The following is a 12,977-nucleotide window of genomic DNA, read 5'->3' as shown; positions in this document are numbered from 1 at the left end:
TGGCAAACGGCAAAGCGACGCTAGGACGCCGTCCAGACCAGCGGCTCGCCAACGCCAGCGGTCATCACGGTCCCGGCCATCACCCGCAGCCGACGGGGCGCCAGCCTCAGCACGGCGAACTGATCCGACGTCGGCCCGTCACTCCACATCGGGATGATGAGCGGGTCGTACCCGACCGGCGCCGGCGCGGTGGCGAACGTGTCCCACACCGCCCGGCGGGTGTCGTCGTCGAGGTGCCACTGCACCGCGCACTCGGCGCTGCAGGTGTCGTGGCTGGGCGTCCAGTAGCTGACCGAGACCTCGGGATGCGCCTCGAGGTGCGCACGCTTGACCGGCGTCGGCACCGTGGCGATCCAGCCGATCAGATCGGTGCCGTCCCACTCCCAGTAGGGGTGCAGGATGCGGGAACGCGGTCGGCCGTCGCGGTCGACGGTCGCCACCGACGCCCAGACGATTTGGTGGGCCATGTCGCGAAAGACCGGAGCGACCTGGTCGAGCGGTGCCATCGGGTCCTCACTCAGTCGTCGTCACCCATGTTCTTCTGGCGGACACCCATGACGTCCTCGCGCTTGACGCCTTCACCGTTCTCAACCTCGCCGAACTTGGGATTGCCGTCCTCGTCGACCCAATCGGCGACCGCCTGGCCAGTCACGGTGTTGCTCGAGCCGGGCAGACCGATCGTCGGACGGTCGTCCTCGTAGGCCTTGGCCATCTCCTTGGCCTTCTCGCGGTGTTCGTCGGTCACGTCTGGCTTCGGAATCGTGCCCTGCTCGTCGTCTCCCATGCCCATGGGCTGCCCAAAAGTGTGATCTGCGAAACAGTCGCCAGCTACACCGGCACCGCGCGCAGCGCTGCCGGAAGGCTGGGGACGAAGTGCCGCTCGGCGAAGGCGCGAAGCTCATCGGGGGTGTCGAGCCGCTCCGCGCTCGGCAACAACAGCACCACCGCGGCGTAGCGCAGGATCGTGTCGGCGAGGTCGTCGACTGCGGCAGCCCCGATCCGGTCGGCGAACCCCGCCGGGAAGATCACGCGCAACGCGTCGGCCATCCGCTCGATCGCCGCGCCGTAGTGCCTGCGAGCCAGTTCGAGCACCAGCGCGGGCTCGTCGGTCATCATCTGGTTGAGCACCCGGTGCCTGCGGAACATCAGGATCGACTGCGTGAACGCCTCGACGTAGTAGTTCGCCGGCTTCGCGGCACCCTTCAACTCCGCTGCGATGTCGGCGAACAGCACGACGTTCTCGCGTTCGATGACGGCGGCCACCAGCTCGTCGCGGTTGGCGAACCTGCGGTAGATGGTGGTGCGGCTGACTCCCGCCCGGCGGGCCACGTCGTCGAGTGCCACCCGCTGGAAGCCGTGCCGCTCGAACTCGACGAGCGCCGCGTCGAGGATCGCTTCCGTCGCCGATTCAGCCGCGGGCATAGCCGACCTGAGCGAACTTGTTGTAGCGCACCGTCATCGGCAGTCGATCCCACGCCCAGTTCACCGGCTTCGACCGCCACACTGCCGCGAAGGCCTGGTAGGCCCGCTCGCGTCCGGGACCCCATGGCAGCTCAAGCAGATCCCGGGCCCGAGGCGGCATGCCGCCCGTGGTGAGGAACGCCGCGACGGGGTTGAACACCGGGGACACCAGCCGCCACGCGAGAGGCGAGACACCCTTCGGCCGGGGAAAGCCCTTGGTGACGTAGCCGACGCCATACCGGGCGGTGGGGTGGGCCACCACGATCTGGTCCATCATGCGGTCCCAATACCGTTGGAAGCCGTCGTAATCGGCGGGCATGGGCCGGTCGCTGACACCGTAACGCCGATACCACGTCTTCGATTCGCGGTAGATCCGTTCCTTCTCGTCGTCGGTCAGCCGCTTGACGAACGTGTCGGCGAAGTACAGCACCTGCTCGACGAACGTGGCGTGCGCCCAGAAGTAGGTGTCCGGGTTGAGGGCGGAATAGCGGTGGCCGTCGGGCATGTCCCCCTTGATGTCCTTGTGGAAGTCACGAACACGCGTGCCCTCGCCCGAGCCCTCGGCGCCGTACACCGTCATCATGATCGGCGGGATCGACCGCTTGACGCGGGCTGCCGTGTCGGCGAAGAACACCGAGTGGTCGAGCACGCCCTGGCCCAGCTCGGCCAACATGTTCTGCAGCACGGCGGGCCGCGGGCCGATCAGGTACATCCGGTTGTCGCCGAAGTACTTCCACACCAGCGATTCGGGGCCGAGCGGAAGGGCGTCGGCGGGCGCGTCGTTCTCGGCGAGTTCGGTCATACGACACAGTGTTACAGATTTCGTACTTTGTACCAAAGCTGGTGTGAGCGGGCTCACCCAAGGTCAGCGGCGTCGAAGTCCGACGATTCCGAGCACGGCGAACACCGCGGCCACCGTCAACAGCAGCATCGCCAACACGATGAACGACGCGTCGTAGGTCACCGTGGGCATCGACGGCTCGGAGGAGATGACGGGGGCGGCCACGGCGGCGGACCTGGCCGCCACCCAGCTCAGGACGCAACCCACCAAGGCCAGCGCGGCAAGCACCAGTTCCACCACGGGGCGCAGCTTCACGCCGCCTCCCTCTCGACGACCGAGACCAGTGCGATCCGCAGCTGTCGATGCCTGCGCGCCCACGCCTGCGCACGGCGACCACTGGTGAGCTTCACGCCGATGCCCGTGCGACCGCGCGGCACACCGGTCAGCTCGCCCAACGCCCGGGAGGCTTGCCACGCGGGCAGTTCCGGGCCGTCGGCCTCTGGATAGACCCTGACGATCTCCGAGATGAGAATGGTCTCGGCTCCCTGCCTCAGATACTCCGGCGTCAGCTCCACCGACGTATGGATGCGAGCCGCCTTCACCTGCAGCCCAAGGAATCCCGTGACGAGCACCAGGAATACTCCCGGCAGCAGCGGCTGCCAGCCGTAGCCAGACGACACCTGGATGAACATCATCGTCGCCGCGGCCACCGGACCGGCCGCCAACCACCACAGGGTGGCACCCGGCTCGTGAAACAGGATCTCGGGATCGGCGCTCACGGGCGGTCCTGGGCGTCGTACCAGTGCTGAGCCGTTGGCCGCTGGTTCATCGCCGACCCCGTGATGAACAGGACCATGATCACCGCGACGATGAGGACGCCGACGGGGGCGATGCCTGCGAACACCAGCAGCACTCCCAGATAGGCCACCGCCGCCATCGCCAAGCCCACTGCGGCACTTGCGAAACGCTTCGAGCCCTTGCGCGCCCGCCCCGCAAGGAAGCCCTGCGCCAGGCCGACGACGACGAGGATCAACCCGGCCACCTGGAACACGACCGCGGTGGTGAAGGTGGAGATGAGCATGCCGAAGGCCGCGGCGAAGACGGCGGCGACGATCCAGCACCAAAAGGCCGTAGTCACGGTACGCGGACGACGAGTGGTATCTGGCACTGGCGAGTCGGGCATGGTCGGGTCAGCCTAGCGGCACGCTCAGCGCGTGAAGAAGGCGTCCGCATCCTTGCGATGCAACAGATAGACGCCGCCCGCGACGCACACCGCCCCGATGATCGCGGTCACCGCGAAGACGAATGCCGCCACCGCGGGCCGGTCGACACCGAACAGGTTGGTGAGCACGTAGACGATCGTCCCGGCCCCACCCCCGGTGAGCAGGGTGCGCGCCCAGCGGTACCCCTCGCGCATCAGGAACAGGAACGTCACCACGACCGATGCGACGACGAAGAGGAAGATCCCGGACACCCCGTAGACCACCGCGCCGGGTCCGGCCACGGGCAGCGTCGCGAGGTCCACGACGTAGCCGATCACCATCACGGTCGTCGCGACCAGCCACAGCCAGAAGCCGGTGTCGACGTCGTCGGGACGGGCGACCGGCCCGGTCTCCTCCACCGGCGGGCCGGGCGGCGGGCCCTGGAATGGTCCGGTCACGCCAGCCAGTCCGCGACGTCGGTCGCCCAGTAGGACAGCACGATGTCGGCGCCGGCTCGGCGGATGCTGGTCAACGTCTCGAGCGCGACCGTACGAAGATCGATCCACCCGTTGGCCGCGGCGGCACAGATCATCGAGTACTCACCTGAAACCTGATACGCCGCAACCGGAACCGGCGAAATCTCGGCGGCGGCGCGCACCACGTCGAGGTAGGCCATCGCCGGCTTGACCATGATGATGTCGGCACCCTCGTCGATGTCGAGTTCGACTTCGTGCAGCGCCTCCCGCGCGTTGCCGGGGTTCTGCTGATACGTCCGGCGGTCACCTTGCAGGCTCGAGCCGACGGCCTCACGGAACGGGCCGTAGAAACCGGAGGCGAACTTCGCGGCGTAGGCCAGGATCACCACGTCGGCGTGGCCCGCAGCGTCTAGACCCTCCCTGATCGCGGCGACCTGACCGTCCATCATGCCGCTCGGACCCACCACGTGGGCACCCGAATTGGCTTGTGCGACGGCGAGTTCGACGTAGCGCGCGTTCGTCAAATCGTTGTCCACCCTGCCGCGGACGTCCAGCACACCGCAATGTCCGTGATCGGTGAACTCGTCGAGGCACGTGTCGGCCATCAGCACCGTGTCGGAGCCGAGATCGGACGCCAGATCGCGCAGCGCCACGTTGAGGATGCCGTCCTCGGCAACCCCGGCAGACCCCGTCGCGTCCTTGTCGCCGTCGGTCGGCACACCGAACAGCATCAGCCCGCCGACACCGGCGGCGACGGCCTCGGCAGCCGCCTTGCGAAGCGAATCACGGGTGTGCTGAAACACTCCCGGCATCGACTCTATTGCGCGCGGCTCGGAGATGCCGTCGGCGACGAACATCGGAAGCACCAGGTGCCGCGGCTCGAGGGACGTCTGCGCGACGAGTCGACGCATTGCAGGTGTCGACCGCAAACGGCGCGGGCGGTGGTTGGGGTACGGCATGCCGGCCTCCGTTACCTCCGGCGACTCTTCTTGCGCGGTGGTGGCAGGGCGCCCTCGGCACGGAGTCGTGCGGCGTGCTCGGCCAACGCCTCGACCAGTGGACCGACGGCAGCCGTCTCCGGCTGGACGTCGACCCTGAGCCCGAATTCGGCTGCGGTCTCAGCGGTCTTGGGCCCGATGCACGCGACGATGGTCCGCGCGTGCGGCTTGCCCGCGATGCCAACCAAATTCCGCACGGTCGAACTCGAGGTGAAGCACACCGCGTCGAAGCCGCCGGTCTTGATCATCTCGCGCGTCTGCGCTGGCGGCGGCGCCGCACGCACGGTGCGGTAGGCGGTGACGTCCTCGATCTCCCAGCCACGCTCGCGCAGCCCCTCGGCGAGGGTCTCCGTGGCGATGTCTGCACGGGGCAGCAGCACCCGGTTCACCGGATCGAAGATGTCGTCGTACGGCGGGAATTCGTCGAGCAGGCCGAGCGACGATTGCTCACCGGAGGGCACCAACTCGGGGTTGATGCCGAAGGCGCGGACCTTGTCGGCCGTCGCCTGTCCGACACAGGCGATCTTCACCCCGGAGAACGCGCGGGCGTCGAGGCCGAACTCGTTGAACTTCTCCCACACCGCACGCACGGCGTTGGTGGAGGTGAAGACGACCCACTGGAACCGGCCGTCCACCAAACCCTTGACGGCCCTTTCCATTTGCGCGGGGCTGCGGGGCGGCTCGACGGCGATCGTCGGCACCTCGATCGGCAGGGCGCCGTGGCCGACCAGTCGGTCACTCATCTCGCCGGCTTGGTCCTTGGTGCGCGGCACCAGCACGGTCCAGCCGTACAGTGCGCGGCTCTCCCACCAGTTCAGCTTGGCGCGGTTGGACACGGTCTTGCCGATCGTGACGACCAGCGGGCCATTGAGCGGTCCCGTCGACTCGGCGGCGACCAGCGTGGCCTTGTCGAGCAACCCCGACAGCGTGGACTCGACCGAACGCTGCTGGCACGTCGTGCCATTGGCGGTGACGACGCATGGCGTCGACTCGGTCAGCCCATATTCGATCAGGGTGCGCGCCGCATCCGGAAGGTGAGATGCGGTGGCGTGCAAGATCAGTGGTCCCGGCGCCGCCGCGAGGGCAGCCCAGTCCACGTCACCACGAACGTCGGCAACGGTGTGCGACGAGCCGAGCGGCAGACCCGCATAGGTCGGCACCGCGGCGGCGGGCGAGAGGCCCGGCACGATCTCGAACTGCGCCTGCGTGCGCGACAGCGCGCTGACTTCGGTGATGACGGAGTCAACCGACAGCGGGTCCCCCGCCACCAGTCGCACGACGTCCACCCCGGTGCGCGCCTCGTGCATCAGAAGTTTGGCGACCTCGGTCGGATCGCCTAGTGCGGGGCGGATATCCGCGCCGCCGGGGATCGTGGCCGCGGCTGGTATGGCAGCGGTGGTCGCGGTGTCGTCCACCGCTGCGGCCGCCTCCGCAGGCCCCGACGTGGGCGGCAGCTCGGAGCCAACTATGGCGAGCACCGCCTCGGGTACGTCAGGGTCCGTGAAGACCAGTGCCGCGTTGGCTAGAACCGTGCGCGCCCTCGTCGTCAGCAGGCCCGGATCACCGGGGCCTGAACCGACGAACGTGATGCGGCCGGGCTTCAGCTTGCGCCCTCGGGTCGTCATCCTTCACTCCCGCTCTGTCGTCCGCTGATCCAACAACTCCCGTGCTCCCAGGTCGAACAGCTCCGCGGCGACCGAGAGCCCTAGCTCTCTGGCCCGTTCGGGGCTACCGATACCGGACGCCCGGATCACGTCGGATCCGTCCAGCGTCGCCACGCAGCCGCGTAACGACAGCTCGTCGAAGACGTTGCCCTCCTCGTCGATGGACTCGACCACTTCCGCGATCGCACCCACCGGCGCTGAACACCCCGCTTCGAGCTCGGCGAGCAGGACTCGCTCCGCGGTGACTGCGACGCGCGTGTCGGAATGGTCCATCTCCGCCAGCAGCGCGACGAGCTCCGAATCGCCCGCGCGACACTCCACCGCGAGCGCACCTTGGGCCGGCGCTGGCAACATCTGCACCGGCTCCAGAGTCTCGGTGACGGCGTCTTGACGTCCGATGCGGACTAACCCCGCCCGGGCGACGACGACGCCGTCGAAATCACCGTTGCTTACCCTGTTCAACCTGGTGTCTAGGTTGCCTCTTAGGGGGCGAATTTCCAAACCGAGACCCAGTGCTCTAAGCTGTGCCGTCCGCCGCGGGCTCGACGTTCCGATCACCGAACCGGCTGGCAACTCCCCAAGCACCAGCCCGTCGCGCGCCACCAGGGCGTCCCTGGCGTCCTCGCGTGGCGGGATGGCGGCAATCACGAATCTGTCGTCGGTGGCGGTCGGCAAATCCTTGTAGGAGTGCACCGCCACGTCGACCGTGCCGTCGGCGATCGCATCTCGAAGGGCCGCCGTGAACACGCCGATGCCGATGTCGGCGATGGGGCCGCTCGATCGGTCACCGGCGGTCGAGACGATGACGAGTTCGGCGGCGTGGCCCTTGGCGATCAGAGCGTCTCTGATGAGGCCGGCCTGGGTGGTAGCCAGAAGGCTGCCCCTTGTGCCGATTCGGATGGCCGTATCGCGCGAGAATGACAAGTGTCTACTCAGCCTGACCAAGGTCGAACCGGGTGTTGCCCGGAATCAAATCCGTTGCCACAAGCGGCATTTCGCCTCCGGCAACCGCGTCGACCGCCTGCGGGTCCAGTTCGAACAACTCGCGCAGCGCCTCAGCGTAGCTGTCGCCTCCCGGCGCGCTGGCCAGTTGCTTGACCCGGACGGTCGGAGCGTGAAGGAGCTTGTCGACGACGCGGCGCACGGTCCTTGCGACCTCGTCGCGGTGGGCCGCCTCAAGGCCGGGCAGTCGGTTGTCCAACCGCAGCAGCTCCGCCTCGACGACGTCGGCGGCACGCTGCCGAAGGGCGGTCACGGTGGGCGTCACCTCCGCCATCCGTTGCCCGGCAAGGTAGTTGGCAACCTCTGCGGCAACGATCGCGCGGGCCTCCTCGGCGTCCGACGCGGCGGCGCGGGCGGCGGGCTCACGCTGAATGCGCTCCATGTCCACGACGTACACGCCTGGCAGACCGGCGATGGCCGGGTCGACGTCACGGGGCATGCCGAGATCGCACACCACCAGCTGCTTGGGTTCCTGGCCGTGCGCGAGACCACGGTGCACGTCGGCAAGCGACACCACCGGGCGCACGGCCCCGGTACACGACACCACGACGTCGGCGTCGGCGAGCACGGCGGGGATGTGGTCGAACGGGAAGGCCTGCGCCTCGACGCCCTGAGCCCTCAGATTCTGGACGAGCCGCTCGGCGCGCGGCAGCGAGCGGTTCACCACGTGCACCCGGCCGATGCCGGCCCGCACCAGATGTGCGGCTGCCAACGATCCCATCGACCCAGCGCCGATCACCGCGGCCGACCGACCGGCCAGACCGGAGAGCTTGTCATCGGCCATGTCCAACGCCACCGACACCACCGAGGCGCCCGCCGCGTCGATGTCGGTCTCCGAATGCACGCGCTTGCCGACCTGCAGCGCGCGTTGCGCCAGCTCGTGCAGCGTGCGACCGACGGTCTGGTGCGCTTCGGCCGAGGCGTACGACCGGCGCACCTGGCCGAGGACCTGCTGCTCGCCGATGACCGCGGAGTCCAAACCGCTGGTCACCGCGAACAAGTGCTCGACGGCGGCTTCTGCGTACCGGACGTAGGCGTGCTTGGTGAGGTCGCCGAGCGACAATCCCGAATGGTCGGACAGGACCTGCCCGATGACGGAAAGCCCGCCGTGGAAGGCCTCCACCACGGCGTAGATCTCGACCCGGTTGCAGGTGGAGAGGACCATGGCTTCGGTGACGAGCGGGGACTGCAGCACTTCGTCGACGATCTTGGCCTGATCGGACTCGTCCGTACTGAGACGCTCGAGGACGGACACGGGTGCACTGCGATGCGAAACCCCGAAGAGAAGAACGCTCATGGCCTCGTCACCGTGCTACTTTCCCGTCGCCTCGCCGCCCCGGATGACATCGAAGATAGTCGGCCATCTGCTCGCCGACCAAATTCGAGGTGAGGGTCACTAGCTCGCGAGATCGGCTCGCAGACGCGTTTCGTCCACCTCCCAGTAACCGTGCTGCACCCCGTCGAGCATCACGACGGGCAAGAGATCGCCGTACTCGGCCCGCAGCGACGGGTCCCCGGCAGCGGCCGCGGCGTCGACGTCGGTGCTGGAGAATTCGAAGCCCAACTCCCCCGCCAGCCGCGTCAGAATCGCCCCGGCCTTCTCGCACATGCTGCACCCGGCGCGGGTCAACAACTCCACGGTGTGTCTGCTCGCAACGTGCTCCACGGAACCGAGTATCCCGTGCCCTACTGTTGAAGGGTGTCCGAGTCAGGGGCTGAGGAAGATCCGGGGGCCGGCAACTGGGCTCATGATGTAGCCGACGCCGTCGACTACATCGTGTCCGACGAGGCGTCCGCCACCGAACCACCACCGCCCGACCTGACGGCCGCCGCGTTCTTCGACGTCGACAACACCTTGGTCCAGGGCTCGTCGCTGGTGCACTTCGCGCGCGGGTTGGCGGCACGCAAGTACTTCACCTACGGCGACCTGGCGCGGTTCGGCTACGCGCAGGCCAAGTTTCAGCTGACCGGCAAGGAGAACAGCGACGACGTCGCCGCCGGGCGCAGCAAGGCGCTCGCGTTCATCGAGGGCAGGCCCACCTCCGAGCTGACCGAGGTCGGCGAGGAGATCTACGACGAGATCATCGCCGACAAGATCTGGCAGGGCACGCGTGCGCTTGCCGAAATGCACCTGGACGCCGGCCAGCAGGTGTGGCTCGTCACCGCGACGCCCTACGAGCTCGCCGCGACCATCGCCCGCAAGCTGGGGTTGACCGGAGCGCTGGGCACCGTCGCCGAATCCGTCGACGGGGTGTTCACCGGACGGCTCGTCGGAGAGATCCTGCACGGCGCTGGCAAGGCCCACGCGGTGCGCTCGCTTGCCATCCGCGAGGGACTCAATCTGCGCCGCTGCACCGCCTACTCCGACAGCATCAACGACGTCCCGATGCTGTCGTTGGTCGGAACCGCGGTCGCCATCAACCCCGACGCCGCCCTGCGCGACGTCGCCCGCAAGCGGGGCTGGGAGATCCGCGACTTCCGCACCGCCCGCAAGGCCGCCAGGATCGGCGTTCCGTCGGCGTTGGCCCTCGGCGCCGCCGGTGGCGCGCTGGCCGCCGTCGTGTCCCGTCGTGGAAATGGCGGCTGACGGTCCGCTGATAGGCTCGGCGCCGCAGAGCCAGGTACCAAGCGGGGAGCCGAACCGAACCATGAGCATCGCCCAAGACATCATCGGGACCCATTTCCGGTATCCCGACTACTTCTTGGTGGACCGCGAGAAGGTCCGCGAATTCGCCCGTTCGGTGAAGGACGACCACCCGGCCCACTACGACGAGGCCGCCGCCGCCGAGTGCGGCCAGGATGCGCTCATCGCGTCGCTGACCTTCGTCGCCGTCGCGGGACGTCGTGTTCAGGACGAAATCTTCAACCAGTTCGACGTGCCGATCAACATGGAGCGGGTACTGCACCGCGACCAAAAGCTGATCTTCCACCGCCCGATCCTGGTCGGCGACAAGTTGTGGTTCGACTCCTATTTGGATTCGGTCATCGAATCCCACGGCGCCATCATCACCGAGGTGCGCGGCGAGGTGACCTCCGACGACGGCACCCCGATCCTGACGAGCATCGTCACCCTCTTCGGCGAGTCGACCAACACCGACGAGCACGACGAAGTCACGGCGCAGATCGCCGCCGGGCGCGACGCCGCGATGAAGCGGATGATTGCCGGGCAAAGCAAGACCGGCGCCTGACGGGCGTCACCCGAGGAAGGGATTCCTTCGGTTGGCCAGCAGCTGATAGAGCGTCTGCTGAATGGTCTCGCGCACCTGGTCGGTCAGCTCGAAGGTGACCATCGGATCGTCGGCCGCGGACTCGTCGTAGTCGTCGGTCGAGATGGGCTCGCCGAACTGGATGTGCCACTTCGACGGCAGCGGAACCAGGCCGAGCGGGCCTGCGAGCGGGAACAGCGGCGTCACCGGGAAGTACGGCAGACCGAACAGTCGGGCCAGCAGCTTCACGTCGGCGAGCATCGGATAGATCTCCTCGGACCCGACGATCGAGCACGGCACGATCGGCGCCCCGGCGCGAAGCGCGGCGGAGACGAAGCCACCACGGCCGAAGCGCTGCAGCTTGTAGCGGTCCCGGAAGTTCTTGCCCAGCCCCTTGTACCCCTCGGGGAAGACCGCCGTCAGCTCTCCGGCTGCGAGCAGCCGGTGCGCGTCGGCGGTGCACGCCATCGTGTGCCCCGCCTTGCGCGCCGCCTGTCCCATGACGGGCATGTCGAAGACCATGTCGGCGGCCAGCAGCCGCAGATCCCGGTTGCCCGGGTGGTTGTCGTGGACGGCGACCGACGCCATCAACCCGTCGATCGGCAGGACGCCGGCGTGGTTGGCCACGACGAGGGCCGCGCCGGTCTCCGGCAGGTTCTCGATACCGCTGACCTCAACGCGGAACCAGTTGCGGAACAACCCTCTCAGCAAAGGCAAGAAGATTGCTTCGTTGAGGTGCTTGTCGAAGCCGAACTCGTCGACGACGTAGTCACCCGACATCCGTTTGCGAACGAATTCGGCAACCGAGGCGATGCGTTGGGCCAGCTCGTTGGGGCCCTCGTCGACGTCTGCCACACCGCCCGCGAAACCTCGCCGGTCGTCGATCTCGCGGACTACCGCAGCAATCTGTTCGGCTGACGCTCGGGACCCCGGATCGTCGAGCAGCGACGGATGCCTTCTGGCCCCCTCGCGTGCCGCCGCCCGCCGCTGAGCTGACGCTCGAGTTGAATTCGAATGTAGCGGAATGACTTTCGCTTTTGACTCGCCCGCCACGTCCCTACCTTCCCCCGCTTCAAAGCACAAGACTAGCCCCGCAAGCGCTGTGCCGCTGAAATGGCTCGACTCTCGACCGAGCGTACCCAGCGCGGATCGAGGATCGGCTGCAAACCTCGGCCCCTGACGTAATCGTCGAAAGCCTCCGCCGTGGTCCACTTCGGGTTGTAACCTAGGTCCTTGCGCATGCGCGCGGTGTCCATCACCCGCCCGTAGCTCACGTAGTTCAGCTGCTCTCGATCGAGCTCCGTGTGGCTGGTCGCGCGCCTCAGCGAATCAACGGCAGACAACGCCGAACGCGGCACCGGAAGCGGGACCCGCCCCGATCGGCGAATTGCCTGCGACATCATGATGATTCCGGCGGCACCGACGTTGAACGTCCCCGATTTACCCGCCATGGTCGCCCGCTCGAGTACGCCGAGGGCGTCCTGCTCGTGCAGCAGCTGCAATCGCGCGTCGTAACCGAGCACCGACGGCACCACCGGGCCGGCGAGGAACCGCGAGAGCGCGGTGTCCATCGCGGGACCGATCATGTTGGCGAGCCGCAGGATGGTGACGGCGAGATCCGGGCGTCGACGCGCCAGACCACGTGCGTAACCCTCGATGTCGACGCTGTCCTGGGCGAAGCCTTCACCGGGTGGTCGGCGCGAACTACCGTCCTCGGTGAACATGACTGGATCTCGTGCACTCGACCCGTACACCTCGGACGTGGACTTGAGGATGACCCGCCGCACCGAAGGAGCCTTCTGACAGGCCGCGAACAATTGCATCGCGCCCATCACGTTGAGCTCCTTGAGCGCAGCCCTACCGCCCGCTCGCGGTGCGTACGACGCCGCCGCGGCATGCACGACGGTGTCGACGTCCCCGTTGCGAATTACCTTCGCTATGAACGGATTTCGGATGTCGGCGCGCACGAACTCGGCTCGCCCCATCCGCCGAAGCATGTCCTTGCTCGGTGAGACGGCGTCGACCGCGATGACGCGGTCGACCACCGGGTTCTGCGCCAGCCTGGCCGTCAGATAACCGCCGAGAAACCGGCAAGCACCGGTGACCAAGACGACCTTCGGATGCTCGACGGCATCCTTCGCGTCACCCGTGGCATCCATCGGCACAGACTAACGCCAGAAGCCTGAG

The 12,977-nt window shown here is 67.6% G+C and carries 17 protein-coding genes; 2 read left to right on the top strand and 15 right to left on the bottom strand.

Going from position 1 to position 12,977, the window contains the following annotated elements; translation table 11 throughout:
- Positions 1 to 20 precede the first annotated feature (20 nt).
- From B1790_RS22410 to B1790_RS22350, 13 genes are all read right to left on the bottom strand, one after another.
- Positions 21 to 506, bottom strand: a complete 486-nt coding sequence (locus B1790_RS22410; RefSeq protein WP_079925453.1) for a pyridoxamine 5'-phosphate oxidase family protein — start codon at positions 504 to 506, stop codon at positions 21 to 23.
- 11 nt (positions 507 to 517) lie between these two features.
- Positions 518 to 784: a hypothetical protein gene (locus B1790_RS22405; RefSeq protein WP_198952091.1), complete on the bottom strand. Its 267-nt coding sequence runs from the start codon at positions 782 to 784 to the stop codon at positions 518 to 520.
- Between the two features lie 44 nt (positions 785 to 828).
- Entirely contained in the window at positions 829 to 1,422 is a 594-nt protein-coding gene (locus tag B1790_RS22400; RefSeq protein ID WP_079925451.1) for a TetR/AcrR family transcriptional regulator, read from the bottom strand.
- Positions 1,409 to 2,263: an oxygenase MpaB family protein gene (locus B1790_RS22395; RefSeq protein ID WP_079925450.1), complete on the bottom strand. Its 855-nt coding sequence runs from the start codon at positions 2,261 to 2,263 to the stop codon at positions 1,409 to 1,411. The genes B1790_RS22400 and B1790_RS22395 overlap by 14 nt, the downstream gene beginning before the upstream one ends.
- Positions 2,264 to 2,326: 63 nt before the next feature.
- On the bottom strand, positions 2,327 to 2,557 hold the full coding sequence (locus tag B1790_RS22390) for a hypothetical protein (protein ID WP_079925449.1): 231 nt from the start codon (positions 2,555 to 2,557) through the stop codon (positions 2,327 to 2,329).
- Entirely contained in the window at positions 2,554 to 3,021 is a 468-nt protein-coding gene (locus B1790_RS22385) for a DUF3093 domain-containing protein (protein ID WP_079925448.1), read from the bottom strand. Before B1790_RS22385 ends, B1790_RS22390 begins: the two co-directional genes overlap by 4 nt.
- Positions 3,018 to 3,380 carry a hypothetical protein gene (locus tag B1790_RS35065; RefSeq protein ID WP_079925447.1) on the bottom strand — a complete coding sequence of 121 codons (363 nt, stop codon included), beginning with the start codon at positions 3,378 to 3,380 and terminating at the stop codon, positions 3,018 to 3,020. Before B1790_RS35065 ends, B1790_RS22385 begins: the two co-directional genes overlap by 4 nt.
- A gap of 69 nt (positions 3,381 to 3,449) precedes the next feature.
- Complete coding sequence (locus B1790_RS22375) at positions 3,450 to 3,902, bottom strand: hypothetical protein (RefSeq protein WP_369832397.1); 453 nt, start codon at positions 3,900 to 3,902, stop codon at positions 3,450 to 3,452.
- Entirely contained in the window at positions 3,899 to 4,879 is a 981-nt protein-coding gene (hemB, locus tag B1790_RS22370) for a porphobilinogen synthase (protein WP_079925446.1), read from the bottom strand. The genes B1790_RS22375 and hemB overlap by 4 nt, the downstream gene beginning before the upstream one ends.
- An 11-nt stretch (positions 4,880 to 4,890) precedes the next feature.
- The gene (locus B1790_RS22365; RefSeq protein WP_079925445.1) at positions 4,891 to 6,543 is read right to left on the bottom strand and encodes a bifunctional uroporphyrinogen-III C-methyltransferase/uroporphyrinogen-III synthase; all 1,653 of its coding nucleotides are present in this window, start codon (positions 6,541 to 6,543) and stop codon (positions 4,891 to 4,893) included.
- Between the two features lie 3 nt (positions 6,544 to 6,546).
- The gene (gene hemC, locus B1790_RS22360; protein WP_198952090.1) at positions 6,547 to 7,482 is read right to left on the bottom strand and encodes a hydroxymethylbilane synthase; all 936 of its coding nucleotides are present in this window, start codon (positions 7,480 to 7,482) and stop codon (positions 6,547 to 6,549) included.
- A 28-nt stretch (positions 7,483 to 7,510) separates the two neighbouring features.
- Complete coding sequence (locus B1790_RS22355) at positions 7,511 to 8,881, bottom strand: glutamyl-tRNA reductase (protein ID WP_079925443.1); 1,371 nt, start codon at positions 8,879 to 8,881, stop codon at positions 7,511 to 7,513.
- 99 nt (positions 8,882 to 8,980) lie between these two features.
- Complete coding sequence (locus B1790_RS22350) at positions 8,981 to 9,250, bottom strand: glutaredoxin family protein (protein WP_255407297.1); 270 nt, start codon at positions 9,248 to 9,250, stop codon at positions 8,981 to 8,983.
- 108 nt (positions 9,251 to 9,358) lie between these two features.
- Here B1790_RS22350 and B1790_RS22345 point away from each other — a divergent pair, with 108 nt between their 5' ends.
- Both B1790_RS22345 and B1790_RS22340 read left to right on the top strand, forming a co-directional pair.
- The gene (locus B1790_RS22345) at positions 9,359 to 10,171 is read left to right on the top strand and encodes an HAD family hydrolase (protein WP_369832400.1); all 813 of its coding nucleotides are present in this window, start codon (positions 9,359 to 9,361) and stop codon (positions 10,169 to 10,171) included.
- A 61-nt stretch (positions 10,172 to 10,232) separates the two neighbouring features.
- Positions 10,233 to 10,772 (top strand): MaoC family dehydratase N-terminal domain-containing protein, encoded by a 540-nt coding sequence (locus B1790_RS22340; protein WP_079925440.1) that lies wholly within the window; start codon positions 10,233 to 10,235, stop codon positions 10,770 to 10,772.
- A gap of 6 nt (positions 10,773 to 10,778) precedes the next feature.
- Here the strand turns inward: B1790_RS22340 and B1790_RS22335 are convergent, their stop codons facing one another.
- Entirely contained in the window at positions 10,779 to 11,873 is a 1,095-nt protein-coding gene (locus B1790_RS22335) for a lysophospholipid acyltransferase family protein (protein WP_233165262.1), read from the bottom strand.
- Positions 11,874 to 11,875: 2 nt separating this feature from the next.
- Positions 11,876 to 12,949: an SDR family oxidoreductase gene (locus B1790_RS22330; protein WP_079925499.1), complete on the bottom strand. Its 1,074-nt coding sequence runs from the start codon at positions 12,947 to 12,949 to the stop codon at positions 11,876 to 11,878.
- Positions 12,950 to 12,977 lie beyond the last annotated feature (28 nt).

Origin of the sequence: Mycobacterium sp. AT1, from assembly GCF_002043095.1 — a bacterium.
Taxonomy (GTDB): Bacteria; Actinomycetota; Actinomycetes; order Mycobacteriales; family Mycobacteriaceae; genus Mycobacterium.
Note: the sequence above shows the minus strand (reverse complement) of the source record. Positions and strands in the feature narration are given on the sequence as shown.

Bases quoted from the DNA above. Each gene is read 5' to 3' on its own strand.
- hemB (WP_079925446.1), bottom strand. From the start codon at position 4,879: ATGCCGTACCCCAACCACCGCCCGCGCCGTTTGCGGTCGACACCTGCA.
- B1790_RS22400 (WP_079925451.1), bottom strand. From the start codon at position 1,422: ATGCCCGCGGCTGAATCGGCGACGGAAGCGATCCTCGACGCGGCGCTC.
- B1790_RS22365 (WP_079925445.1), bottom strand. From the start codon at position 6,543: ATGACGACCCGAGGGCGCAAGCTGAAGCCCGGCCGCATCACGTTCGTC.
- B1790_RS22395 (WP_079925450.1), bottom strand. From the start codon at position 2,263: ATGACCGAACTCGCCGAGAACGACGCGCCCGCCGACGCCCTTCCGCTC.
- B1790_RS22330 (WP_079925499.1), bottom strand. From the start codon at position 12,949: ATGGATGCCACGGGTGACGCGAAGGATGCCGTCGAGCATCCGAAGGTC.
- B1790_RS22405 (WP_198952091.1), bottom strand. From the start codon at position 784: ATGGGAGACGACGAGCAGGGCACGATTCCGAAGCCAGACGTGACCGAC.
- B1790_RS22340 (WP_079925440.1), top strand. From the start codon at position 10,233: ATGAGCATCGCCCAAGACATCATCGGGACCCATTTCCGGTATCCCGAC.
- B1790_RS22410 (WP_079925453.1), bottom strand. From the start codon at position 506: ATGGCACCGCTCGACCAGGTCGCTCCGGTCTTTCGCGACATGGCCCAC.
- B1790_RS22355 (WP_079925443.1), bottom strand. From the start codon at position 8,881: ATGAGCGTTCTTCTCTTCGGGGTTTCGCATCGCAGTGCACCCGTGTCC.